We start from the raw sequence: 26420 nt of genomic DNA on the forward strand, positions 1-26420 counted from the left end.
ACTCGATGTATTCGCAAGGATCACCTTGTAATTTACTAATGCTAATGTTGTGTTTGCATTAACTCTTTTTGAGTTTTCAGTAAAGCGATAGTCCCTCATTGCTTTACTTTTATAGTATTTTGATTATTTATCAAACTTTGCGCACAGTCGGCTTTTTAGTCGGCTGTGCTTTTTTTTTGCTTATTGTAATAATACAAAAATGCCGACAATTGAAATAACGTCAATGTCGGCATTTTACTTTTTACTTTTTACTTTAGAGCGTTATTTTAAATAATTAACTTGAACCGTTTAATCATTCACTGAGTCAAAAAACTAAGGGCGATACACTTTAACATTATTAAAACCAAGATCTTGTAGATACAAAGCTTGCAAGCGACTCATGACACCACGATCGCAATACAATAAGTACTCTTTAGCTTGATCTAAATCGCCAAATTGAGTGGCCAATTTATAAAACGGCAAATGTTTCACTTCAACATCGGCGATCTTAAGTGGGCTGGTCTCTTGCTCATCTGGGCTACGGATATCCAGCACCACAGCATTTGTTGCGATTTCCGCAACTTGCTCCACTTCTGGCGCTTGCTCTTGGCTTTGTGCTTCAATATCTCGAATATCCATCACGCGCGCATTCATCACCACTTGCTCTAGAATATCGAAATCAAAATTCAATTCTTCTTTTTCAAGTTTGGCTTTGACCGCTTTAACGGTTGGTTTTTTCGAGATCACACCACAGTATTCTGGCATCACTTTGGCAAAGTCTTCGGTGCCGATATCACGCGCCACATTAATGATGTCTTCTTTATCCCAGTTGATCAGCGGGCGCAGAATTAATGTGTCGGTGACGTTATCAATCAAACGTAAGTTAGTTAAGGTTTGGCTGGATACTTGTCCAAGCGCTTCGCCTGTTACTAAAGCTTCAATGCCAAATTTTTCAGCAATCATGCCACCGGCGCGCATAAACATACGCTTAAGTACCACGCCCATCTGGCCATCATCAACTTTTTCAAGAATTTCAGCTACAACCGGTTCAAAATCGACAGCGACAAATTTCACTTTGGCTGACGAACCGTACTTATTCCAAATAAAGTGCGACACCTGTTTTACGCCAATCTCATGCGCAGGACCGCCTAAATTAAAGAAGCAGAAATGGGTTTTAGAGCCGCGTTTAATGTGTAAATAACTTGAAACGCCTGAGTCAAAACCACCAGAGATCAGGCTTAATACATCTTCTTGAGTACCAAGAGGAAAACCGCCTAAACCTTTATGACGCGCCACTACTTGATTGAGCGTATCGCCATCAATCTCAATATTAACCGTGACATCCGGCTTGTTGAGTTTCACTTTGGCCGATTCTACCGCTTGGTTTAAACCTCCACCCACGTAACGTTCTACATCAATTGAGGTAAAATCATGTTTGCCACGGCGCTTAACACGCACAACAAAGGTTTTATCAACAATAAGATCACGGCTTTGCACTAATGCTTGCTCGTAAATATTGTGCATATCGGTAAATTCTGACTGCACCACTTCAAGTGAGTGATGAATCCCCGGTGTATGGGTGAGAATTTCCAGCACTTCGGCAAAATATTTATCGCTATTAGCCGCCACTTCAATATGGTCACGACGGTTAAATACCGCAACAGAGTCCGTTCTACGTTGGATAATAGTGCGAATATTGCGCTCCAGAGCTCGGGTAAAACGTTTACGGACCGAGTCACTTTTGACAAAAATTTCTGGATGGGGCTTAACAATAAACTTCATATTATGATTCGCTTTTAATCGGGTTACGGAGCGCAATACCTTCATTCTCTATGTTTAAGTTTAAGAGCTTATTCAACTGAAGCTCATCGCTATCAACTAGGTTAAGATATCGCCAAATCTGAGGCGCAAAATTATACACTACATTATCCACCGACAAAATTGATTTCCCCTGTTACTAGATTAAAGTTAAAAATATATTGAAATGAATGTGACAAACATGAGATTAGCCCTTGTTTCAGTCTCTAGGGATAAATACAATTAACCTTCTAAAATACCCGCGTTAAGCCAAGGCTTTCACTCTCATACGGGTATCACGACCAAGCAGAAGAATATGGCCAATAAAAAACCTGAAAATATGAGTTTTGAAGAATCACTTGCTGAGCTCGATAGCTTGGTGGATCAACTTGAAAACGGTGATTTAGATCTTGAAGATGCCCTTAAAAAGTTTGAACGCGGTATATCTCTTGCCCGTGTGAGCCAAGGCAAACTGAGCGAAGCAGAACAGCGTGTCGAAATTTTATTAAACGACAGTGATGATGCTGAGTTAATTCCGTTTGATCCACAAAGCGATATTTAATATGAAAATGGCGTTAACCGAATATCAAACCCGTAATACTCAACAGCTTAATGCGTGGTTAGACCGCATTCCGCAGCAAAAACAAGCCCTCACTCAAGCGATGCGCTACGGTTTGTTATTAGGTGGTAAGCGCGCACGCCCGTATTTAGTTTATATAACGGGTCAAATGTTTGAGTTAGAGCCTAATGCACTTGATACGCCGGCTGCCGCGATTGAATGTATTCACGCTTATTCATTAATCCATGACGATTTACCCGCCATGGATGATGATGAATTGCGCCGTGGTCAAGCCACTTGCCATATTGAATTTGATGAAGCGACCGCCATTTTAACCGGTGACGCACTGCAAACCTTGGCGTTTACTATTTTATCTGAAGGTTATTTAGATCCAATCAGCGAACCGCAACGTATTCGTTTAATCCAAGAACTGGCGCGTGCTTCTGGCGCACTTGGCATGTGCATGGGCCAATCGTTAGATTTAGAAGCTGAAAACCGGTCAGTTACACTCGATGAGCTTGAAAACATTCATCGCAACAAAACCGGTGCACTGATCAAATGTGCCATTCGTATGGGGGCATTATGCGCCGGTGCCAAATGTATTGAAATATTGCCACAATTAGATAAATACGCCGATGCAGTCGGTCTGGCTTTTCAAGTTCACGATGATATTTTAGATGTGACGAGTGACACTGAAACGTTAGGCAAACCCCAAGGCTCAGACCAAGAACTGAATAAAAGCACCTACCCAGCACTGCTAGGATTAGAGGGCGCACAACAAAAAGCGCAAAACTTGCTGCAAGAAGCTCTACTCGCTCTGCAAGCAATACCGTACAATACTCGATTACTCGAAGAGTTCGCACGATACGCCGTCGAGCGTAGCCATTAAAATTATAAGAACTAACATAATAAGCGCGACTACCTTATGACTCTTGATATCTCAAAATATCCAACGCTCGCACTCGCCAATACGCCGGATGAATTGCGCACGTTACCAAAAGAAAGCTTACCTCAATTATGTGATGAGCTGCGTACCTATTTGCTCAACTCTGTTAGCCAATCCAGTGGTCACTTAGCTTCTGGTCTTGGCACGGTTGAACTCACCGTCGCTTTGCATTATGTCTATCACACCCCTTTTGATCAGCTCGTGTGGGATGTGGGTCACCAAGCTTATCCGCATAAGATTTTAACCGGACGCCGCGATCGCCTTTCAACCATTCGTCAAAAAGATGGCTTGCACCCTTTCCCGTGGCGCGAAGAAAGTGAATACGACACCTTATCGGTCGGCCACTCTTCCACCTCAATCAGCGCTGCGTTAGGCATGGCGATTGGCGCACAAAAAGAAGGGAAAGATCGTAAAGTGGTTAGCGTTATCGGCGATGGTGCTATTACTGCGGGTATGGCATTTGAAGCCATGAACCACGCCGGTGATGTCCACTCTGATATGCTCGTGATCTTAAATGACAATGAGATGTCGATTTCGGAAAATGTTGGCGCGCTCAACAATCACTTAGCTCAATTATTAACCGGTAACTTTTACACTTCTATCCGTGAAGGCGGCAAAAAAGTGCTCTCTAACGTGCCACCAATCAAAGAGTTAGTACGCCGCACTGAAGAACATTTAAAAGGTATGGTGGTTCCGGGTACCATGTTTGAAGAACTTGGCTTTAACTACATTGGCCCAATTGACGGACACGATGTCAATGAACTGGTTAAAACATTAAAGAACATGCGCAACCTTAAAGGGCCGCAATTTTTGCATGTGATGACCAAAAAAGGCAAAGGCTATGAGCCTGCCGAGAAAGATCCCATTGGTTATCATGGCGTGCCAAAATTTGATCCACAAGAAAGTTCGTTGCCAAAAAGCAGCGGCGGCAAACCGACATTCTCTAAAATCTTCGGTGACTTCTTATGTGATATGGCCGCCACCGATCCGAAACTCATGGCAATTACCCCTGCTATGCGTGAAGGCTCTGGCATGGTGCGTTTTTCTAAAGAGTTCCCAAGCCAATATTTTGATGTCGCAATTGCCGAGCAACATGCGGTTACGCTGGCCTCTGGGATGGCGGTTTCAGGCCATCACCCTATCGTGGCCATTTATTCGACCTTCCTACAACGTGGTTATGATCAACTGATCCACGATGTGGCGATCATGAATTTGCCAGTGATGTTTGCAATTGATCGCGCCGGTCTGGTTGGCGCTGATGGTCAAACTCATCAAGGTGCGTTTGATCTCAGTTTTATGCGCTGCATTCCGAATATGGTGATCATGACGCCAAGCGATGAAAACGAATGTCGTCAAATGCTCTACACCGGTCATATGCATCAAGGACCAAGTGCGGTTCGTTACCCACGCGGTAGCGGTTGTGGCACAGAGATCCAACAAGATATGAACGCATTAGAAATAGGCAAAGGGCGTATTGTTCGCACGAGCCAAAAGGACGATAAAACAACACCTAAAGTGGCGATTTTATGTTTTGGTACTTTCCTGCCAGATGCAGTAAAAGCCGCTGAAGCGTTTAATGCCACCGTGGCAGATATGCGCTTTGTCAAACCGCTCGATGAAGCTCTGATCCGTGAACTGGCTAATACACACGATGTACTGGTCACGGTGGAAGAAAATGTAATTGCTGGCGGCGCAGGATCTGGTGTTATTGAGTTTATGATGCAGCAAAAACTACTCAAACCGGTATTGCAACTTGGTTTACCCGATCGCTTTGTTTCTCAAGGCACACAGCAAGAGTTATATGCTGATCTTGAGTTAGATGCAGCAGGAATAGAAAAGCAGATTAAGGCCTATTTAGCTTAAGCACTCGCCTCTATTCAAATAAAAGAACCCGCATTGAAACAAAAAAAACGAGACTCATATTGAGGCTCGTTTTTTTATATTTTTATTTCACCATTTAAATTTTAGGCGCATCAAAGTTATTGGGTTCGTCGCTGTAAATGGCTACATTCGACTTTTCAACTAAACCGCTTTCTGCCACACATTGCTGCTGGAAAAAATCACCAATTTCTTTACGGTCACAATGTGCTTCAAACGCTTCATTGCTTGCCCAAATCTCATGGAACGCAATCGGATAACTTTCACCGCCCGCGTAAGGGCTGGTGCGATGACGCGTCACCACATATTGAATGCAACCATCTTCGCGTAATGTATTGGGCTCTAATGCTTGCAGCACTGCAAATAATTCATCTTCCTTGCCGGCTTTCGGTTGAAACTGAGCCACACAATAAACTTTCTTAGACATAATTCTTCCTAGCTAACTTTTAAAATAATACTATTTTAGATTAAATAACCACTGACAAAATACAATACGATTGCCGCCATAACACCGGCCAGAACATCATCAATCATAATGCCAAAACCGCCACCAACACGGCGATCTAACACGCTAATTGGCCAAGGTTTTACCATATCAAAAAAGCGAAATAGCACAAAACCCGCTACCACCATTTGCCAGTTCCAAATAGAGATCCCCATTAAAGGCACTACGAGCATGGTGATCCAAAAGCCAACAAACTCATCCCATACGATAGAGCCATGGTCATGCACTTTCATATCATCGGAGGTTTTCTGGCAAATGGTTACACCAATAAAATACGACGCCACTACCACTACGATATAAGCGATTAACGGCAATTGAACCAAGAGGTAATAGAAAGGGATAGAAGCTAATGTTCCCATGGTTCCAGGGATGATCGGAGACAAACCACTGCCAAACCCTACCGCTAATAAGTGCCATGGATTAGAAAGTTTAATCCTCGATTTTGGGTTTACATCGCTTGCTTGATTGGACATGTTGTTGCCTTTTTATTAAGCGTTAAAGATGTTATTAAGATTTGAAATGATCAAAACCAGTTAACAGTTTACTGCTATTGTTTGAATTAAGTAATTTATCATCGAGATACAATTGAATTTCTGGTTGTTGAGTTAATTCTGGATGTGCAATAATTCGCCCAATACAATAAGCCTTAGCAAAGTTTTCATTCGACGTTGCCTCTAATTTATCAACTTCTGTTTTATATTGATCGGGGACAGTAAAACACAATTCATATTCTTCACCACTCGTTAACGCTGCTTGTTGGGCTTGTGCCATTGAGCCGTAAAAGTCACAGCTTTGGATTGAAACAGGCAACGCATCAATATTCAAGCGAGCACTAACATTTGAACGCTTGAGAATATGCAGAAGATCAGAAGTCAGCCCATCGGAAATATCAATGCAGCTTGATGCTAAACCACGCAAAGATTGCGAAAAATTGATGCGAGACTGAGCTCGAAAATGTTGTTGTACTAAATATTGCGCATGCGGCCTGTTTGATTTGCTTGGATCTAATATTACCTCTAACCCAGCCAGACTGTCACCAAGGTTACCACTGACATACAACCAATCACCCAACTTAGCGCCACTTCGAGTCATTGCTTGTCCTGATGGCACAAAACCTTGAATAGTGAAGGTGATCGTCAGTGGGCCATTGGTGGTATCACCGCCAATTAACTGCAAATTATGCTGATTGGCCAAAGTAAACATACTGTCACAAAATGCCTCTAGCCAGTTTTCAGTAAACCAATCATCCGTGCCTAGAGTAGCATTATTCTCAACCTCTTGAGCAAACTGGGGCATGCTTATCGCCATTGATAACCAAGCTGGCGTAGCACCCATCGCGGCCAAATCACTGATATTAGACATTAAAGCTTTATAGGCAATATCAGCCGGATTAGCGTCGGCTAAAAAGTGCACTCCAAGCACCACAGTATCGGTGCTGACCGCCAATTGATAGCCTGTTGGCACCGTCAGCAATGCACAATCATCCCCAAGAGCCAGTTGTACATCCGAACGATTTTCCTGACGATGAGAAAAATACCGGTCGATTAAATTAAATTCACCAGACATACGAACTCTACTTATAACAATGACAAAAGTTGAATAATACCCATTCCATTTAATATTTGATCAATTTGAATGTGCCGAAAAGACACTGATCCGTCCTTGGTCGCTTAAGAAAAGGCCATCCATTGGCTTTGACACTTTTCTGTGTACTCAATTTTCAACGACCATTAAATTTATGGAATTGGTATAAAATCAGACTAGAGCGAAAACATTGGATTGATTATACAAAAAAGGCCAGCACATGGCTGACCTTTTCATTACTTATTTTAACGCAAAATATTCTCGCGAAAAATATTCTAAATACGAATATTTTATTTTTTGCGTACGTGCGGCGCCGCTTTATCCAGCACACCGTTAATGAACTTATGGCTATCTTCGGCTGCAAAGACTTTTGCTAGCTCAATCGCTTCATTGATCACAACTTTATATGGCACATCATCACGCTTAGTCATTTCGTACATAGCAAGACGAAGTAGCGCCAGTTCCATCATATCCAAATCTTGCATAGGGCGAGATAGGTATGGACGCAACTTGCTGTCTAGTTCCATGTTAGTGTTCACAACACCAGACAATAAATCTTGGAAGTAAACCACATCGGTTTCAGGCGCTTTTAGGCTTGGTTCATTGGAATGATGTTCTTCTTCATCATACTTTTCACCGGTTAAAAACTGATGTTCAATAGTTGCCACATTTTCTTTTGTGACTTGCCAAGAATATATCGCTTGTAGTGCGAATTGACGTGCATTACGACGTGCGGCTGGTTTCACGCGAGCCCCCATTAGGAATTAGATTGCAAAAAATTAGTGAATTTCATTTAAAACGTTGATCATTTCTAGTGCGCTAAGAGCCGCTTCTTGCCCTTTATTACCAGCCTTGGTGCCTGCGCGTTCGATCGCCTGATCGATGGTATCAACGGTTAATACGCCAAATGCCACTGGAAGACTGTATTCCAAAGACACTTGAGCTAAACCTTTATTACACTCGCTGCACACGTAATCAAAATGTGGTGTACCACCACGGATCACAGTACCTAGAGAAACAATCGCGTCGTACTTACCTGTTTTTGCTACATATTGAGCAGTCAGTGGTAGTTCAACCGCGCCAGGACAACGAACAACGGTAATATTATCATCAGCCACTTGACCATGACGTTTTAACGTATCAATCGCGCCAGAAAGTAAACTTTCGTTAATAAAACTGTTGAAACGAGAAATCACGATCGCAATTTTTGCGTTCGGTGCTGAGAAATCACCTTCGATTACTTTCATAAGTTATCCTTAAACTGTTTTTCTATAGAGTGAGAATCGGCGGATTCTATCATAAATTTGTGATCAATATCCATTGGTAATTCGCATCTCGTTGCTTGAAAGCGTCTCGCTCAAATAAAAGCGTTTTCCAGCAACAAGTAACGAGATGCCCTCGCTTATATTTTCAAAGTAATTGAGGTTGCAGCGAGGCGACAAGTTTATGAAGCCCCATGAGTGTAGCTTGCCTACATGATTGGGGGGAATAAACGCGGTCAACAAAGCTGCAGCTTCAAGTACGAAGAAAATAATTACTCGTTAACGTACTCGACAACATTCAAACCAAACCCAGAAAGTGCATGATAGCGTTTGGTTGCCGAAGACAATAAACGCATATCTGTCACCCCTAGATCAGCAAGAATTTGAGAGCCTACTCCTACTCGGCGTGAGGTTCCTAGCTTTTTCGCCATCACTGGCGCGGTAGCGTTATCTTGTTGCTCAAAGGCTTTTACTTTATTAATGATCGATTGAGGTGATTCTTCGTGCCCCAATACTACCAACACGCCACCATCACGGCCAATACGTTGCATCGCGCGATCTAAGCTCCAGCTGCGATCGGCGGCACGGTTTGAATGCAAAAGATCGGTAAACGTATCTTGTAAGTGAACCCGTACTAACGGTGCATCACCTTTTTTAACCGTTTCTTTTTGCAAAGCATAATGGATTTGATTATCGATGGTGTCACGGTAGGTCACTAACTCAAAATCACCAAACTCGGTGGGCAGTTGGCAACTGGCAACACGTTCAATCGTGGTTTCAGTGTTATTGCGGTATTCAATCAAATCAGCAATTGTGCCTAACTTAACCCCGTGTTTTTCAGCAAATATTTCTAGATCAGGACGGCGCGCCATGGTGCCATCTTCGTTTAATATTTCAACAATCACAGACGCAGGTTCAAGGCCAGCAAGACGTGCTAAATCGCACCCCGCTTCCGTATGGCCAGCGCGAGTTAAAACTCCGCCTTCTTGCGCCGCTAATGGGAAGATGTGTCCAGGCTGAACTAAATCGACTGCTTTGGCATTTTTTGCCACTGCCGCTTGCACGGTGACTGCGCGATCGGCGGCTGAAATACCGGTCGTCACCCCTTCTGCCGCTTCAATTGATACGGTAAAGTTGGTGGTGTATTGCGCGTTATTATCTTGCACCATTGGTGGCAGGCCAAGATTATGACAACGCTCTTTGGTTAAGGTTAGACAAATTAGACCACGCCCATGAGTGGCCATAAAGTTAACCGCTTCTGGGGTAATATGCTCGGCAGCCATAATAAGATCGCCTTCATTTTCGCGATCTTCATCATCCATAAGAATGACCATCTTACCTAAACGAATATCTTCAATAATCTGTTTTGAGCTGCTAATTGCCATGCTAAAGTCCTTTAAATTTGAGATTAAGGTCTCGCTGATTGAGAGAATTAAGCGAAACCATTCTTTTGTAATAAATCCATCGTTACCAGTGATTCAGGCGTTGATTCATCTTGCGCCTTACCTGAAATCAAACGTTCTAAATAACGTGCAATGATATCCACTTCTAAGTTCACTTTATGCCCAACCACAAAACTGTCGACCGTGGTTTCTGCCGAGGTATGCGGCACGATGGTAATTTTAAAGCTGTCTTTACGCACATCGTTCACCGTTAAGCTGATACCGTCAATGGTGATCGAGCCTTTTTCGGCAATGTAACGTGATAAATGACTGGGTACTTGCACCCAATATTCCACTGCGCGACCTACAGGTTGACGCTCAATAATCGTTCCAACTTCATCGACGTGACCAGACACAATATGACCGCCAAAACGAGTCGACGGTAGCATCGCTTTTTCAAGATTGACGTTATCGCCCACTTGATATTGGGTAAAGCCGGTGCGTTTTAATGTTTCTAAAGAGAGGTCAGCGCTATAACTATGGCTAGAAAATTGCACCACAGTTAAACATACGCCATTGGTAGCAATACTGTCGCCCAACTTCACATCGGACATATCTAATTTACCGCAGTCGACTGTAATGGTGACATCTTCCCCTTTAGGGATAATGGCAGAAATAGTGCCAACGGCTTCAACAATACCTGTAAACATACAATCTCTTTTTATTTTGAATTAAGGGTCGCAATCAAGCGAATATCATCGCCGACCATGCGGCAATCTTTAATGGTGAGATCAATCGCTTGCTGCATTGATTCTAAACCTGCAATTTGGGTTAAACCACGTCCATCGGTGCCCATCAATTTTGGTGCAAGATACACAATCAGCTCATCAACCAAGCCCTGCTCAATAAAACTGGTGGCTAAAGTTGCCCCCGCCTCCACCCAAATATGATTGATATTATGCTCATCAGCCAACTGCTTTAATAATAAAGATAGATCAAACTGTACGGGTTGCGCGTGATTTAATTGCACTTGCTTTAATCTTGCCTGCACGGATACAACACTATCGTCAATCAGAGCTGCGCTTTCGGCAGAGGCACGATTAACAGACGTACTCTCAACAGGTGTGCTATCAGTAGGTACATTATCGATAGCCTTGATCAATAAAATATCACCCGAGGATTTAAACAGGTTTAAGTTACTTTTCGCTCGCAAGGCGGTGTTTTCTATTAGCTTGTCACTGCGATCTAAAATGACACGCAGCGGCTGGCGCAGCGAGGATTGTTCATAAACTTGAGAAACCGATGCGGGTAAATCATCCCAACGAACATTGAGCGAAGCGTTATCATCGAGCACGGTTTTACTGGTTGATAAAATGGCGCCGGCTTTGGCTCGAAACACTTGCACATCTTGACGCGCTTGAGGGCCCGTGATCCATTTGCTTTCACCGTTTTTAAATGCGGTTTTACCATCCAGACTGGCCGCTAATTTAAGCTGAACAAATGGCATACCGGTTTGCATGCGTTTAATAAAACCGCGATTAAGCGCAACAGCATCGGCTTCTAATAAGCCAACATCGACTTGGATCCCTGCATCACGCAACATTTTAATACCGCGACCTGCGACTTGAGGATTGGGATCTTGCATCGCGCACACCACTCGGCTGACTTGCGCTTTAATCAGCGCCTCTGCGCACGGCGGCGTACGGCCAAAATGGGAACACGGCTCTAACGTCACATAAGCCGTTGCGCCTTTTGCTTGCTCTGAGGCTTGCTCTGAGGCTTGCTTTAATGCGTGCACTTCTGCATGCGGTTGTCCCGCTTTTAAATGCGCCCCTTCACCAATCACTTTATCTTCAAGTGTGATAACACAACCCACATTGGGGTTTGGCACAGTAGTAAAAACACCTTGCTTGGCTAAGGTTAAGGCTTGAGACATCATCTGGTGATCAAAATCGGAAAATGGCATATCTACCCTTTTGGATTATTCAGCATAACTCATTCATCATGTTTTTTATCATGTGGCTGTCTTGTTTGTGAGTGTTAATCTTCTAGGCGAGCGATTTCTTCACCAAACTCACGAATATCTTCAAAACTACGATACACAGATGCAAAGCGGATATAGGCCACTTTATCTAAGGTTTTTAGCTCGTTCATTACCAAGTTACCAATCATTTCGCTTGGTACTTCCCGCTCACCGGTGGCGCGTAATTGTGACTTAATGTGGCTAATAGCAAGCTCGACCGCATCGGCGCTGACCGGGCGTTTTTCTAGTGAGCGTTGCAGTCCACCTATCATTTTATCTTCATTGAACGGTTCACGATTACCATTGGTTTTTATCACTTTCGGCATCACTAATTCAGCACTTTCAAAGGTGGTGAATCGCTCACTGCACGCCAAGCATTGGCGACGACGACGCACTTGATGACCATCCGCCACTAAGCGAGAATCAATCACTTTGGTGTCATTTTCAGCACAAAATGGACAATGCATAACTTTTCCTTAAATCCTCAAATCTTATCGGGTTAGTTTATCCGAAATATTGTTGCTTAGCGACCAGCTATGCCGCTTAAATGTTGAGCTAAGTCTATTATACGGTTACACTTAGTTAACTCTTTTTAAAGATAACCTTTTCGTTAGCTTTTAATATTTAAGTTGAGTTAACCTTTCTCAACCGATGCACAAAGGAAGAATATAATGAAATATTTAGGATTAGCTGGATTGCTGGTATTGGCGGTTTCTGGTTGTTCATCAACCACTCAAGAAGACAACTACTTAGATGCGTCTTTCCAACTTTGTAATACTGAAGTTAAAGTGTTCTCGACTAGCGATGACGGCAAAGTACGCATTGTTTGTGCTGACGGCTCTAAGTTCGCAATGGATAACGCCAAAACGTTAGATACTATGCAAGACTTAAATGCTTCTTACTGCTCAGGCGGTGGTTTAGGTCAGTTTAACGAAAGCAGCCGCTACTACATGTTCAAATGTAAGTCTGGCTCAATGATCAGTATTAACAAGAAAGATTAGTACCTTTATTATTAATTGAACAAAAAAACGCAAGCACCGTCATGGGCTTGCGTTTTTTTTGTAGTAAAATTAATAATGTTATTGAAGTAAGGTTATATAGATAAACTAGTCATCCATACAACTAACCGCACTTTTTGTAATTAGACTCTAGACAGATCAGTGATAGATCTTGAGCTTTGGTCACATCAGCATTAGTCATCACTTTTGTCAGTTCTGATTTTAATTGCTTAGTATCAGCATCATTATAATCGGCAATATTCACCCACATATACGCATTAATATCGCTTTGAGTCACACCTCGACCATTTTGATACAGCACCGCTAAATAATATTGTGAACTCGCATCTCCTTGGAGTGCTGCATTCTCAAACCATATTGCCGCCTTTTGATCATTCTGCTCGACACCTTGTCCATTGAGATACATTTCACCCAAGTTAGCTTGTGCATACCTATTTCCTTGCTCTGCAGATCGCTGATACAACTCGGCAGCTTTTTGTTGTTCCTCAGGAACACCTAGACCATTTTGATACATGCGGCCTAAATTAAATTGGGCATACATATACCCTTGATCGGCAGACTTTTGGTACAACTCAGCAGCCTTTTGTAGATCCTGCGATACACCTAAACCAGTTTGATACATACTGCCTAAATTAAATTGTGCATTCATATAGCCTTGAGCTGCAGATTTTTCCATCCAGATTGCCGCTTGTTGATAATTTTGTTCAACCCCATCACCATTGTAGTATCGAGTCGCGAGTTGAGCCTGCGCACTCGCATCACCTCGCTTAGCCGGTTCTAATAAATTGGCAAAAGTGTTGTTATAATTGCTGGTATTTTTCGCTGGAGTATAGGTAGAACGGGATTCAGCGCAACCCGTTAATAAGAGCGTGATACTTAGGAGTGTGATTAACAGTTTCATTGAATTACCTGAATTAATAGTATTTATTCTACAATAAGCATTTTTAAAACTTGATATGCGCTTTCATCAATACTAATTATTGATCTTCAACCGTCACAATCTTCATAGTTTGATTCAAAACATTGCGCCGACATTTCTTGAGCTTCTGCGATATCTTCCTTGCTCATTTCTTGCGTTAGTTCGACTTTTAATCTGGAAGCATCAAAGCCATTATAAGCAGCAATATCTGCCCACATATAGGCATAAATATAGCTTTGGTTAACGCCTTGCCCCTTACTATACAGTGTTCCTAAATTATATTGAGCAACCGCATAGCCTTGCTCAGCCGCTTTTTGGTACCACTTTGCCGCCACAGTGTAAACTTGAAGCACCCCACGTCCACTTCTATACATAGATGCCAGATTAACTTGAGCTTTCTTATGCCCTTGAGCAGCGGCTTTTTGAAACCACTTGGCTGCATCTTTATCGCTTTGAATAACACCTCGCCCATCGAGGTATCTTATGGCGAGATTAAATTGAGCACTGGCATAACCTTGCTCAGCGGCTTGTTGATACCACTTTGCCGCTTCTTCATCACTTTGAATCACACCACGGCCATCGCTATACATATTGCCTAGATTAAATTGAGCACTCGCAACACCTTGATCTGCCGCTTTTTGGTACCACTTTACCGCTTCTTCATCACTTTGAATTACACCAAGTCCATTGCTATACATAAGTCCTAAATTAAATTGCGCACTCGAATTCCCGATAGTTGATAGTGGCAAAAACTCTTTAAAAGCCTCTTTAAAATCGCCCTTTGAATACGCTTCTATGCCTTTATCAAAATCGGCGGCATTGGCTATCAAAGGTAAAAACAAGAATAAAAATATGAGCTTCTTCATGCTTAAAAATACAATCCATGCAATAAATGAAATGCCATAATAGCAATAATGACAGTATAAATAGACAAAAAAAACCAACATCAGATGACATTGGCTTTTTAGTGGTTATAACGTCAGTTCAGCTACGCGAAGAAATTAAGCGTAAACTGGCTTGCGCTTACAAATTTCTAATACTTTTGCTTTGGTTGCGGCAATCACAGACTCATCACCTAGGTTGTCTAGAATGTCACACATCCAACCAGCAAGGTTTTTGGCGTCTTCTTCAGTGAAGCCGCGACGAGTAATAGACGGCGAACCAACGCGGATACCAGAAGTAACAAACGGGCTACGAGGATCGTTTGGCACTGAGTTCTTGTTAACCGTAATGTTAGCTGAACCTAATGCGGCATCGGCTTCTTTACCTGTGATGTCTTTGTCGATTAAATCCACCAAGAACAAATGGTTTTCAGTTGAACCTGACACGATGTTGTAACCGCGCGCTAAAAATTCTGCCACCATCGCTTTAGCGTTCAGTACCACGCGTGCTTGGTACTCTTTAAACTCTGGCTCTAGTGCTTCTTTAAACGCCACCGCTTTAGCTGCGATAACATGCATTAGAGGGCCACCTTGACCACCTGGGAAAACCGCCGAGTTTAATTTCTTGTACAGGTCTTCACCGGCATTAGAAAGAATTAAACCACCGCGAGGGCCGGCTAATGTTTTATGCGTTGTTGTGGTCACAACGTGTGCATGTGGTACTGGGTTTGGATATTCACCTGCCGCAATAAGACCGGCAACGTGCGCCATATCAACAAAGAAGTAAGCACCCACTTTGTCGGCGATTTCACGCATACGCGCCCAATCACAAACTTGAGAATACGCTGAGAAACCACCGATGATCATTTTTGGTTTATGTTCAATCGCCAGCGCTTCCATTTCCTCGTAGTTAATTTGACCGGCTTCATCGATACCGTAAGGAATGATGTTATAAAGTTTGCCAGAGAAATTCACTGGAGAACCATGAGTTAAGTGACCACCGTGCGCTAAGCTCATACCAAGAACAGTATCGCCTGCATTTAATAGCGCCATGTAAACCGCGTTATTGGCTTGAGAGCCAGAGTGTGGTTGTACGTTTGCGTATTCTGCGCCAAATAATTCACACGCACGCTCAATCGCCAATGTTTCGACTTTATCAACAAACTCACAACCGCCGTAGTAACGCTTACCAGGGTAGCCTTCGGCGTATTTATTGGTTAACTGAGAGCCTTGAGCTTCCATTACACGCGGGCTGGTGTAGTTTTCTGAAGCGATAAGTTCAATATGCTCTTCTTGACGAAGGGTTTCTTCCTGAATCGCAGTAAATAAATCGGCATCATAATCCGCAATATTCATGTCACGCTTAAGCATTTGTCTCTCCTAACTCAGATAATCTGAAAGTTCCCAAAAAACACCAGTCTGTTGACATTAAATGTTAACAAACTCATGCTAATAAAAATGGTCAATAATCATACTCACTTAGCTGTAGGCATGAAAATATCAAGCACTTACGCAAACGTTTTCGTCGTAGTGCTAATATGCTGGCTATTCTACCTAATTTGTTCAAAATCAGAAAGTAGCAATAGTTAATTTCTTCACACGAAAATTTAATACATCACATAAGAAATATTCATCTTGAGCTTAAATTGCCTCAAAACTCAGGTTTTACATCATTGCGCAAAAATCAAACTAGCAACACTTTGCAAACATAGGTTAACCATGCATTAACACCAAAATATGGTCAGGACTTATAAAAACACAAGTTAACTCTGCCATTATTGGCTCATACCTTGGATATAATTTTTAATGTGTTGAAAAAACGCACATAACTATATCCATAACCTAACTATATACATAACCATGATTTACATCAGCGGTCACGACTGTGCTCAGTTATTTGGCTTTGCTGTGCATTGTTTATAATCTTGATCGTTAATTTTGATCATCGCGCTGTCACCTTTACTCCAAAATTCTTCTGCGCCATCGGTCGAGGCATATTTTTCACCAGAAGCGGCTTGAATACGAATTAATGGATAAGAAGCTTCACGCGTCACTAACATAACTTTATCTTTGCTAAAATGCTCAACTAAGAAATGGCTTTTAAGCTTGCTGCTGGCGGTTTCACTGTTGGGTTCACTGCTGCATTGATACACCACGCTGGTCACATCCACGCCATTAACTGAAGTCGAAGTGGTCGGCTTAACCGTTGGTTCAATCACAGTGGTGCAGCCTGCCAGTAAAACCAAAGGTAAGCTAACGAGTAATACGCCCTTCATGAATCAATCCTTTTTGCATTTAATGTTATTGATATAAAAAACACGCCACTTGACGGTTATTTTTACGCTCTTTTTCAATCGATTGTTGTGAGCTAGGTTGATGGTTTGCCTCTTTCATCAAATCAATCAACTCAGGTTCGCTTTGCTGACATTGTGGCATGACTTGTGGGCAGCGTGAAGCAAAGCGGCAGCCTTGCGGAATATTGATCGGCGATGGAATATCGCCCTTGAGTAATATTCGCTCTCCAATACCTAACTCTTGTTGGCGCAATGCGGCATCACGATACTTTGGGTGGGTAATAGGGATCGCAGATAACAATGATTGGGTATAAGGGTGTTGTGGATCGCGATAGAGAGCGTCGGCAGCACCATATTCAACGATTTTGCCAAGATACATCACCGCAATATTATCTGAGATATGCCGCACTACCGATAAATCGTGGGCGATAAAAATTAGGGTCAGTTGCATCTCTTTTTGCAACTCTAGTAACAGGTTTAAGATCTGCGCTTGCACGGACACATCCAATGCCGATACCGATTCATCGCACACCACTAATTTGGGTTTTAAAGCAATGGCGCGCGCAATGCCAATACGCTGTTTCTGGCCGCCTGAAAATTCATGTGGGTATCGCAGCGCCGCACTTTCAGGCAACCCCACTTTATTGAGTAACTCTGCCACCCATTGTTGTCGCTGTTTCGCGCAACCAATATTATGAATAACAAACGGTTCTTGTAGGATCTTACCAACCGTATGGCGCGCATTAAGGGATTCACTGGGATCTTGAAACACCATCTGCACTTGTTGTCGCAAACTGCGCATCGCTTTATTATCCAACTGACAAATATCTTGCCCTTCAAAAAAAACCTGCCCTGAGGTGGGTTGGTATAAACGCAACAAACTGCGCCCTAACGTGGTTTTGCCGCACCCAGATTCGCCTACAATACCGAGAGTTTCACCTTTGTTAACCCTAAAACTGACGCCATCAACCGCATGCACGGTATAGCTTTTTTTAAACAAGCATTTACCGGAAACAAAATGCTGGGTTAAATTTTCAACCTTCATTAACTCAGACATGTTTTTCTCCAGTGAGAGAGGGGTTGGCCGATGTCACGGTTCCTGACTGGCTCAATGAATCTAGCTGCGACCAAAAATGGCAACTGACTAGGTGTAACTCAGAGACTTTCGGCTCGGAAACGGATGATAACTCAGGCTCACTTTGGTGACACAAGGCTTGTGCATATTGACAACGACTCGCAAAACGGCAACCCGTTGGCATATTACTTAACGCTGGCACCGAGCCTTCAATGGTCGGCAATAACGATTTTGGCACACCGTTAATACTGGGCATAGACGTCAATAAACCTTGAGTATAAGGATGACTTGGATGATCAAACAGCTCAAAAATATCGGCTTGCTCCACCACTTTTCCTGCGTACATCACCACCACTTGATCGCAAATTTCCGCTACGACGCCCAAATCGTGGGTAATAAAAATAATCGACATGCCCGTTTCGGCTTGCAATTCCTGCATCAAATCTAAGATCTGCGCTTGTACCGTCACATCGAGTGCGGTAGTTGGTTCATCGCAAATCAGTACATCCGGCCGACACGCCAAAGCCATGGCAATCATCACTCGCTGACGCATACCACCAGAGAGCAAATGCGGAAATTCCAACATTCGTTGTTTCGCCGAAGGAATGCCGACTTTTTCTAACATCTCTAATGCCGCCAGATAGCGCTGTTTCTTATTGAGTTCTGAGCGATGTAATTGCAAAACTTCGATTAATTGCTTGCCAATGGTGTGTACAGGGTTTAATGCGGTCATCGGATCTTGGAATATCATCGAGATCCGATTGCCACGCATGCGATACATTTGCTCGACTGGTAATTGCAATAAATCCACATCGCTTGGCGCACCGGCATCATGGTTAGAATACACGATACAGCCGGCCACCACTTGACCAAAAGGCTTAGGTAATAAACCCATGATCGACATCGCCGTCACACTTTTACCGCAGCCTGATTCACCAACAATGCCTAAAGTTTTGCCTTTCGGTACATCAAAACTCACCCCGTCGAGCACTCGCACTACCCCATCATCGGTCGTGAACTCGGTACAAAGATCGTTAATGGTCAGAACGCTTTGGTTGGTCATGTTGAACTACTTATACTTATCATCAATTATCGTGGCCGGCTTAAAGGCTTTATCTGCTTTCATCGCCGCTTTGGTTTCTTTTTTAACTTGCTCATCAATCCAAAAAGTACTCATGGTGCCCATAAATCCATTGGCGAAAAATAACGACTCGGTTTGTTTAGTCGCCATTTCGGCTGGCAATTTCAACCAACGCCAATACCCTTCTCTTGCATACGGCACAATGTAGCCAGGTATGATGCTATTCGAGTCATTGATTTTGGCTTGAATTTGACGAGATAAATCGTGTTTTTTAGTTAAATCAAACTCTTCTCGATAGGCATTAATTAGCTTATCAAGCTCTGGTGACGAGAAATTTGTGAAGTTATTGGTTTGCGGTTTATTGGCGTTTTCTGAGGCAAAATACTGCCAGTAAACTGGGATTTTAGAATTACTCATATCATGGAAAGACAGCTGATGTTTTTTCTCTAACACATATTTAAACATGCTCGAACCATCAATCAGATTAAGGGTTAAATCCAACCCTGCCAGCTTGGCTTGTTCGCGTAAATAAGCTACCCGCGGCGTATGGGCGGGAGTCGAATAGGTGACTGCAAAGCTTAAGCGCTGGCCTTTATCATTGACTCGAATACCATCAGGGCCGATCTTATTAAAACCCGCATTTTTAAAATAGGTGGCGGCCAGTTGAGGGTCAAAGTTCGGCGCTTTTATATCTTGGTTGTCATACTCCCCATGCCCAGATCCCATAGGATTTGGCTTACGAACATAGTCATTACGCAAAATTTTGTTGATCATGCCATCATAATCGACGGCGTACATTAAGCCCTTACGCACCTCAAGATTATCCAAAAGCGGCATAGCAGTATTGATCCAAATTCCACCGGCTCCGGTGGGCGCTTGATTATACGCCCATGCTTTATGGATATAACCTTTATCGAACAACTCACCTTTGGCTTTGTCATGCCACAGCGTCGGGCGCACTAAAGCAAATGAATCCAATTGGCCTTTTTCAAAGTATTTAAACGCAATATCTTGATCGCGGATCACTTTGATTTGAATTTTCTCAACATTAAATCGGTGTTGGTAATACTTAATATCGTAACCCCACCAATCTTTTACATGCTTATAGGTGACCCCCTTGCCTTTATTAATTTTATCAATCGCGTAAGGACCCGCTGTCGGCTCTGATTTAAAGTTAAAGCGGCGAACAAAATCATCGGCAATACCATCGCCATTTTTATCTTTACTTGGCTTGGCATAAAAATGCGCGGGGCGAGGTTGAAGGTTAACGTAATCCATTAACTCATCAGGATTTCTTTGCTTACCCGATACCACGGCTATCGTCAGTGGATCGTAGACGATAATGTCGCTTACCTCTTTGGTGTAAAAATCATTACTCCAAGGATCGACAATGTCTTTAGAGCGCATCATTTTCATCATAAAAGTAAAATCTTGCGCGGTGATCGGCTCTCCATCACTCCATTTCGCTTTAGGATTAATTTTAAAATAAACGGTTTTATGATCATCCCCCAAGGCCCAAGAAGAAGCGATTGAAGGCAGCCATTTGTCGGTATTAGGATGTCTATCTAACAGGCCAAGTGAAGAGCGAGTCCATGAGGCAAAGCCGCCATTAGCATCTGGCCCAACGGTACGAAAAGTTTGCGGAAAACTGGTAATAAAAGTGTGGTAAGTCCCGCCGAATTTCGCGTCTGGAGAGGCAAAAATGGGCTCATTAGCATTGGTTTGCCATGTTAAATTAGTCGGTAGATTCGCCGCTTGTAACGACATCGACAGTGGTAGCGCACCGAAGCATAAGCCCAGCGTAACCAGTGGCGTCCATAACCTTTTTTTCATTATAAAATCCTTATCTCTATTTGGTGCTCACCCAAACTGATTGCCATTTCAGCGAAGCGGTAAGCTTATGATACTCATGAGCTTAACTCGCCTAACGGATCGAGGTGAAGAAACTTAACCCCAGAGCGGCAACGTCAAGTATAAAGGGTATAGCGTTTGGGATCGAAAGCCTCGCGAATCGCTTCGCCGATAAAGGTCACCATCACCAATACTGAAACAATGGAACACACCACCGACAACACAATCCATGGTGAATCTAAATTTGATTTACCTTGCTGCAATAACTCGCCCCAACTTGGTGTCGGCGGCATTAATCCTAGCCCTAAATAATCAAGCGCGGTTAATGCGGTAATATTACCAACAATGGTAAATGGCGCTAAGGTGACGATCATCACCATAGTATTTGGCAAAATATGATGGAACAAAATTCGCCAATTTGAGGCACCTAAGGCTTGCGCGGCCATCACATATTCACGCGCTTTTTCTTTGTAGGTCATGGTGCGCATGTACCAAGTCATGCCCATCCAACCAAACAGGACATTGATAAAGCTAAACAACATAAAACTGGGTTGCATGATCGAGACTAAAATCATGATCACATACAAAAATGGCACCATCGACCAAATTTCAATAAAGCGTTGAAAGAATAAATCAAACTTACCTCCCCAAAATCCCATCGCACAACCCACGGTGACCCCAATCGCATAAGACACCATCATGGTTAGAAACGCAAAGCCCATCGCTATCCTAAAACCATACAATAAGCGTGCGAGAATATCGCGTCCTATGGTGTCGGTGCCTAAGTAATGTTTCGCCTCAGCGTTGGGCGCAGCCGGAGGGAAGTCGCCGTCAAAATCTTGCTCATACGGATTCCAAGGCACAAGTGGCATGATCACTTTATTATCGATGCTCTTTTTATTTGCCGCATGAGTGCCATTATCATCACTCACACTTTGCTTATCTTGTTGTTCAAACAGAAGCTGTAATTGGCGATAGTTGGTTTCTGATTGGTAATCTTGTCCAAAGGTGGTGCCGGGCAATACATCACCATAGGTAGGGAAATACCATCGATTATCGTATTTAACCGCCAACGCGCGGCTATTCACCAATAATTCAGCGCCAATCGCCACTACAACCAACAAGGTTAAAATGATCAGCGACCAGTAACCACGTTTGATCGCTTTAAAACGTTGGATTTTTTTATGCGTCATGGGATCAAATGTCATCATCTTTATGCTCCAAACCGAATGCGCGGATCCACCAGCGCAACACAGATATCCGACAAAATATTACCAATCAAAAGCATTAAGGCATTAATCGCAAATAGCCCCATCACCACCGGATAATCTCGCTCCATGATCGATTCATACCCCAATAAACCAATGCCATTAATATTAAAAATCACTTCAATTAAGAATGAGCCGGTCATAAAGAACATCAAGGAGTTACCAAATGAACTGGCGACAGGAATAAGGCTATTGCGCAGTGCATGACGACGCACCGCTAATTTAAAGGGCAAACCTTTGGCAATAGCGGTGCGTACATAATCGGCGGCCAAGTTTTCCATTAAGTTGTTTTTCATGGTCATGGTAAGCAGCGCAAAATCGCCAATCAAGTAACAAAATAACGGCAATACCGCATGCCACAAAACATCTTTAATTTGTTCAAAACGGGTAAAATCATCAAAGTCGTCACTGACAAAACCGCCCATAGGAAACCATTCTAAATGGAAACCAAACAAACTAATTAGCAATACCCCAATCACATAACCGGGCAGAGCAAAACCAATAAAAATGAAGATCGAACTGGAGGCATCCAACACGCTGCCATGACGCATGGCTTTAATGTATCCAAGTGGAATGGAGATAAGATAAGTGATCAAAAAAGTCATGCCACCATAAAATAGCGACACGGGTAGACGCTCGGCGATCATATCGGTCACCGGTTCGTAATAGCGGGTTGATTCGCCCAAATCGAGCTTTACCAACTTAGTAAGCCACGCCCAATAAGCTTGCGGGATTGGTTTATCTAGGCCATAAAATTCATTTAATTCTGCGATTTGATCGTCAGACAAGGCATTGCTTGAACCATTAGTGACCTGGGCTGACACTGCTTTATCGCCTTGTTGCATCTGTAAACTCAGCAACATACGCTCAACCGGCCCACCTGGCACAAAGCGCGTTAAGGTAAAGATCAGCAGGGTAATGCCAATAAAAGTTGGAACCACCAATAGCAGTCGTCTTAAAATATACGCTAGCATCCCATCCAGCCTGTCACCATTACCCAACACTCCCTATGCATCAAAATCATATCTTGCTGTTTAGATTATAGTTATTGATTGTAACGGGGAAGAGGAATTTGCGCTAGGTGTGATGAAGAGGGTGTGAGTAAGCATAGAATATATCAACCGTAGTACAGCAAAAGCATAATATGTCTGATATTCATCGCACTTTTTATTTTGTACTACCTAACTAGTTTACTGGTCTTACTTTTACCGCTATGATGTTCCTTCATTAGCATTGAAGCCGGTTGTTTTCTCCTTGAATTCAGTTTTACGGCAAGCGTCCTTCTAAGCTAGATGTTGTTGGGCAGTGGGTTACACTGTTTTATATTGTGCTTAAAGAGAATCATTATGGAAAAGAAACCATCATTATTAGGCGGCGCTTGTATTATTGCCAGTGTGTGTGTCGGTGCAGGAATGCTTGGGCTACCAAGTGCAGGCGCAGGCAGTTGGACGGTTTGGTCTATTCTTGCCATCACCTTAACCATGGCAGTGATGACCGTTTCGGGCTGGTTGCTACTTGAAGCCTTCAAACATTATGATTTATCGGTGTCTTTTAATACCGTCACTCTCGATATGCTTGGCAGCAAGGTTAACCTGTTTAATAACCTGACCGTGTATTTTGTCGGTGGGATTTTACTTTACGCATACACCACCTCTTTCGGCTTGATCCTGCAAGGGTCATTGGGACTCGACAGCAATATTGCCTCGGTGTTGTTTGTGTTTGTCGCGTCTAGTGTGGTGTGGCACTCCACTCGAGCAGTCGATCGTATCTCGATTGTGTTGATCGCGACCATGATCTTAACCTTTGTTTTCGGTGTGTTTGGTCTTACAGCCAAAATAGATGCTTCTCATTTATTTGATGCCATTAATCAGCAAGGGCAATATGCAAAATATTCGATGGCGTTATTACCAATTGCGCTGACTTCTTTTGGTTATCATCACTCAGTTGCTTCAATGCGCGCTTACTATAAAGAAGAACGCAGCGCCAAATACGCCATTTTAGGTGGCACTTTGATCGCGCTGACTTTATATGTAATTTGGGTGCTCAGTATTTTTGGCAACCTACCGCGCAGCTCTTTTGGTCCTATCATTGCGCAAGATGGTAATGTCGATGTGTTACTTAAAACCTTAGGTGGCGTGGTGGAGTCCAAAAATGTCGCTCAAGCTATTAATGCCTTTTCAATGGCGGCTATCATCTCTTCTTTTATTGGTGTTGGTTTAGGGGTGTTTGATTACTTAGCGGATTTATTCCATTTTGATCAAAGCAAAACAGGTCGTACTAAAACATGGGCCGTCACTTTTATGCCGCCTCTTGTTTTGTCGTTATTATTCCCATTCGGCTTTATTTTGGCGATTGGCTACGCTGGCGCAGCGGCAACAGTTTGGACCTGTATTATTCCAGCGTTATTAGTTTTGAAAGCGCGTAAACGTAAAGATAGCGCACAAGGTTTTGTGGTGGGTGGCGGCAACATCGTACCTTATTTTGTTTTATTATTTGGCTTGGCAACAGCGGTGTTTCATATTTTAACTATGTTAGATATGTTGCCGGTATTTAAGGGCTAGTGTCGTGTATGTCCAAACTCATTGGGATTGCGTCGCGCTAGCGTAGCCAATAAAAGCAAAGTTGCAGTTTCAGGTTAGTGTCGGTGGGTAACAAAGATTGAAACTCATTTTTGGGCAGAAACGTGCCAACCCTGCCTAAATTTTGCTTGGTGGAAAGACTCGATTTGATACCCCAATCATGGATGATTGGTGAGGCTTCCTGCGCATACGGATGTGCAGTTGAAGCCGTTATCTATCCCCTTCTTACTTGAAACTACAGCTTTGTTGGCTGCGTTCACTCACCCCAAATCACTTAGTGAACTAAGCTCATGGGGCTTCGCTTACTTGCCGCCTCACTGTAACTTCAATTACTTTGGGGATAAAATTGTGAGTTGTAACCAAGGTGACAAAATTTCTAGCCGTGGCCTTTTTGCCACCTTTTTTGGCTGTTGAAAAAAGGTTGGTCGCCGAAGGCTGTGCGATGAACTCACCACAAAATCAAGATTCAAATAAGCTACTGATAAATCAAAGCCTACAACCAGTTAAGTCTCAACACTTTGTAGGAGAGTCCCTATCTATTCGCCTCGGCTCATGTATGGGATGACGCCAATTTTCATTACGCCACAAGCTTAGTATTACTTCAAACTACATCGGGTATAACAAAGGGCTACCTAAGTAGCCCTTTGATGACAATCAACATCAAGCTTGTCATCTCGGAAGCGACGAAGGAGCTATCCGTGATCTGGCTTTCATTCTTCCAAGTGGATACTTCTATACAGATATTTCCAAGCGGATTTTTTCAAACGAATACTTCCAAGTGCCCGAGCAAGTTTTACTTTTAGCCACGCAATATTTAGTCACAAGACTCAGGCAGCGTGTAGCTAGTTATTCTCAGCCAAATACTTCGGCACATCTTTAATGCTATCGAGAACCACTGTCGCTAAGGCTTCGGCTGCATCGGTAACCGCTTTACCACTACGAACTAAAATACGCGTACCGACACCGGCACTGATCGCCGCTTGCATATCGGCTTCTTTATCACCCACCATGATTGAATTTGGCATATCGATATCGAGTTCATCTTGAGCGGATAAGAACATGCCCGGCTGCGGTTTACGGCAATCACATTCTTGAACGTATTTCTCTTCACTGCCTTCAATATGATGTGGGCAGTAATAGAAACCATCAAACTCAACACCTTGATCAACAAAGTTCCAGTCCATCCACTCGGTTAACGTGAGGAATTGTTTTTCGGTGTAGTAACCACGAGCAATGCCCGATTGATTGGTCACCAGTACTAATTGATAACCTAGATCTTTGATCGCTTTCGTTGCGTCAAAAACACCATCGATATACTCAAAATCATCAACTTTACTAACATAACCATGATCAACGTTGATTACGCCATCACGATCGATAAAAACGGCTGGTTTAGACAAAATAGCACTCTCTCTGTGAGTTCATTACTGGCACTTCATCGACAAAATGACGTGTGTTATTGCCGCTAATTATCGCACGCTTTATTTATGACTTCATCTGCTTATTCTTTTTTATACTGACATAAGCCCATTAGCATC

Annotated in this window: 25 protein-coding genes; 5 read left to right on the forward strand and 20 right to left on the reverse strand. The window is 43.0% G+C overall.

Features of this window, described 5'->3' with window-relative positions:
* Positions 1-312 precede the first annotated feature (312 nt).
* Positions 313-1761, reverse strand: coding sequence for a tRNA uracil 4-sulfurtransferase ThiI (gene thiI / locus HC723_RS01305; protein WP_153446395.1), 1449 nt, complete (start codon positions 1759-1761; stop codon positions 313-315).
* Between the two features lie 331 nt (positions 1762-2092).
* On the opposite strand from thiI, the gene xseB reads away from it, so the two are divergent.
* From xseB to dxs, 3 genes are read left to right on the forward strand one after another with little or no spacing between them, the layout of a single operon-like run.
* Positions 2093-2338, forward strand: a complete 246-nt coding sequence (gene xseB, locus HC723_RS01310) for an exodeoxyribonuclease VII small subunit (RefSeq protein WP_153446393.1) — start codon at positions 2093-2095, stop codon at positions 2336-2338.
* A 1-nt stretch (position 2339) separates the two neighbouring features.
* The gene (gene ispA, locus HC723_RS01315; RefSeq protein WP_153446391.1) at positions 2340-3224 is read left to right on the forward strand and encodes a (2E,6E)-farnesyl diphosphate synthase; all 885 of its coding nucleotides are present in this window, start codon (positions 2340-2342) and stop codon (positions 3222-3224) included.
* Between the two features lie 36 nt (positions 3225-3260).
* Positions 3261-5144 carry a 1-deoxy-D-xylulose-5-phosphate synthase gene (gene dxs, locus HC723_RS01320; protein WP_190337933.1) on the forward strand — a complete coding sequence of 628 codons (1884 nt, stop codon included), beginning with the start codon at positions 3261-3263 and terminating at the stop codon, positions 5142-5144.
* A 94-nt stretch (positions 5145-5238) separates the two neighbouring features.
* Here dxs and HC723_RS01325 read toward each other — a convergent pair whose 3' ends face one another.
* The 9 genes from HC723_RS01325 to nrdR form a co-directional block, all read right to left on the reverse strand.
* The gene (locus tag HC723_RS01325; RefSeq protein ID WP_190337934.1) at positions 5239-5586 is read right to left on the reverse strand and encodes a putative quinol monooxygenase; all 348 of its coding nucleotides are present in this window, start codon (positions 5584-5586) and stop codon (positions 5239-5241) included.
* Positions 5587-5621: 35 nt separating this feature from the next.
* Positions 5622-6137, reverse strand: a complete 516-nt coding sequence (pgpA, locus tag HC723_RS01330) for a phosphatidylglycerophosphatase A (RefSeq protein WP_190337935.1) — start codon at positions 6135-6137, stop codon at positions 5622-5624.
* A 34-nt stretch (positions 6138-6171) separates the two neighbouring features.
* Positions 6172-7230 (reverse strand): thiamine-phosphate kinase, encoded by a 1059-nt coding sequence (gene thiL, locus HC723_RS01335; protein WP_190337936.1) that lies wholly within the window; start codon positions 7228-7230, stop codon positions 6172-6174.
* 308 nt (positions 7231-7538) lie between these two features.
* Complete coding sequence (gene nusB, locus HC723_RS01340) at positions 7539-8006, reverse strand: transcription antitermination factor NusB (protein ID WP_153446383.1); 468 nt, start codon at positions 8004-8006, stop codon at positions 7539-7541.
* A gap of 21 nt (positions 8007-8027) precedes the next feature.
* Complete coding sequence (ribH, locus tag HC723_RS01345; protein WP_153446382.1) at positions 8028-8495, reverse strand: 6,7-dimethyl-8-ribityllumazine synthase; 468 nt, start codon at positions 8493-8495, stop codon at positions 8028-8030.
* A gap of 287 nt (positions 8496-8782) precedes the next feature.
* Entirely contained in the window at positions 8783-9895 is a 1113-nt protein-coding gene (gene ribBA, locus HC723_RS01350; RefSeq protein ID WP_190337937.1) for a bifunctional 3,4-dihydroxy-2-butanone-4-phosphate synthase/GTP cyclohydrolase II, read from the reverse strand.
* A 47-nt stretch (positions 9896-9942) separates the two neighbouring features.
* Positions 9943-10602, reverse strand: a complete 660-nt coding sequence (locus tag HC723_RS01355; RefSeq protein WP_153446379.1) for a riboflavin synthase — start codon at positions 10600-10602, stop codon at positions 9943-9945.
* A gap of 11 nt (positions 10603-10613) precedes the next feature.
* Entirely contained in the window at positions 10614-11858 is a 1245-nt protein-coding gene (gene ribD, locus HC723_RS01360) for a bifunctional diaminohydroxyphosphoribosylaminopyrimidine deaminase/5-amino-6-(5-phosphoribosylamino)uracil reductase RibD (protein ID WP_190337938.1), read from the reverse strand.
* Positions 11859-11932: 74 nt separating this feature from the next.
* Positions 11933-12382, reverse strand: coding sequence for a transcriptional regulator NrdR (gene nrdR / locus HC723_RS01365; RefSeq protein ID WP_153446376.1), 450 nt, complete (start codon positions 12380-12382; stop codon positions 11933-11935).
* A gap of 204 nt (positions 12383-12586) precedes the next feature.
* On the opposite strand from nrdR, the gene HC723_RS01370 reads away from it, so the two are divergent.
* Positions 12587-12916 (forward strand): hypothetical protein, encoded by a 330-nt coding sequence (locus tag HC723_RS01370; RefSeq protein ID WP_153446374.1) that lies wholly within the window; start codon positions 12587-12589, stop codon positions 12914-12916.
* A 121-nt stretch (positions 12917-13037) separates the two neighbouring features.
* Here the strand turns inward: HC723_RS01370 and HC723_RS01375 are convergent, their stop codons facing one another.
* The 9 genes from HC723_RS01375 to HC723_RS01415 all read right to left on the reverse strand — a co-directional run bounded on the left by HC723_RS01375 (position 13038) and on the right by HC723_RS01415 (position 23277).
* A complete protein-coding gene (locus tag HC723_RS01375; protein WP_190337939.1) occupies positions 13038-13835 on the reverse strand; it encodes a tetratricopeptide repeat protein in 798 nt (265 codons plus the stop codon).
* Between the two features lie 86 nt (positions 13836-13921).
* On the reverse strand, positions 13922-14719 hold the full coding sequence (locus tag HC723_RS01380; RefSeq protein WP_190337940.1) for a tetratricopeptide repeat protein: 798 nt from the start codon (positions 14717-14719) through the stop codon (positions 13922-13924).
* 135 nt (positions 14720-14854) lie between these two features.
* Positions 14855-16105 carry a serine hydroxymethyltransferase gene (glyA, locus tag HC723_RS01385; RefSeq protein ID WP_153446370.1) on the reverse strand — a complete coding sequence of 417 codons (1251 nt, stop codon included), beginning with the start codon at positions 16103-16105 and terminating at the stop codon, positions 14855-14857.
* Positions 16106-16623: 518 nt separating this feature from the next.
* A complete protein-coding gene (locus HC723_RS01390; RefSeq protein WP_190337941.1) occupies positions 16624-17010 on the reverse strand; it encodes an MliC family protein in 387 nt (128 codons plus the stop codon).
* Positions 17011-17035: 25 nt separating this feature from the next.
* Positions 17036-18085 carry an ABC transporter ATP-binding protein gene (locus HC723_RS01395; RefSeq protein ID WP_153446367.1) on the reverse strand — a complete coding sequence of 350 codons (1050 nt, stop codon included), beginning with the start codon at positions 18083-18085 and terminating at the stop codon, positions 17036-17038.
* Positions 18078-19166, reverse strand: coding sequence for an ABC transporter ATP-binding protein (locus tag HC723_RS01400; protein ID WP_153446365.1), 1089 nt, complete (start codon positions 19164-19166; stop codon positions 18078-18080). Before HC723_RS01400 ends, HC723_RS01395 begins: the two co-directional genes overlap by 8 nt.
* Positions 19167-19172: 6 nt before the next feature.
* Entirely contained in the window at positions 19173-21017 is a 1845-nt protein-coding gene (locus HC723_RS01405; RefSeq protein WP_190337942.1) for an extracellular solute-binding protein, read from the reverse strand.
* Between the two features lie 134 nt (positions 21018-21151).
* Positions 21152-22246, reverse strand: coding sequence for an ABC transporter permease (locus tag HC723_RS01410; RefSeq protein WP_190337943.1), 1095 nt, complete (start codon positions 22244-22246; stop codon positions 21152-21154).
* A 2-nt stretch (positions 22247-22248) separates the two neighbouring features.
* Positions 22249-23277 carry an ABC transporter permease subunit gene (locus HC723_RS01415; protein ID WP_153446360.1) on the reverse strand — a complete coding sequence of 343 codons (1029 nt, stop codon included), beginning with the start codon at positions 23275-23277 and terminating at the stop codon, positions 22249-22251.
* 372 nt (positions 23278-23649) lie between these two features.
* Between HC723_RS01415 and HC723_RS01420 the strand changes: the two genes are divergently transcribed.
* Positions 23650-24864, forward strand: coding sequence for an aromatic amino acid transporter (locus HC723_RS01420; protein WP_190337944.1), 1215 nt, complete (start codon positions 23650-23652; stop codon positions 24862-24864).
* Between the two features lie 860 nt (positions 24865-25724).
* On the opposite strand, the gene gmhB is transcribed toward HC723_RS01420, so the two are convergent.
* On the reverse strand, positions 25725-26282 hold the full coding sequence (gmhB, locus tag HC723_RS01425; RefSeq protein WP_153446357.1) for a D-glycero-beta-D-manno-heptose 1,7-bisphosphate 7-phosphatase: 558 nt from the start codon (positions 26280-26282) through the stop codon (positions 25725-25727).
* Positions 26283-26420 lie beyond the last annotated feature (138 nt).

This window comes from Vibrio sp. S11_S32, assembly GCF_014694465.1.
In the GTDB taxonomy this organism is placed as follows: Bacteria; Pseudomonadota; Gammaproteobacteria; order Enterobacterales; family Vibrionaceae; genus Vibrio; species Vibrio algicola.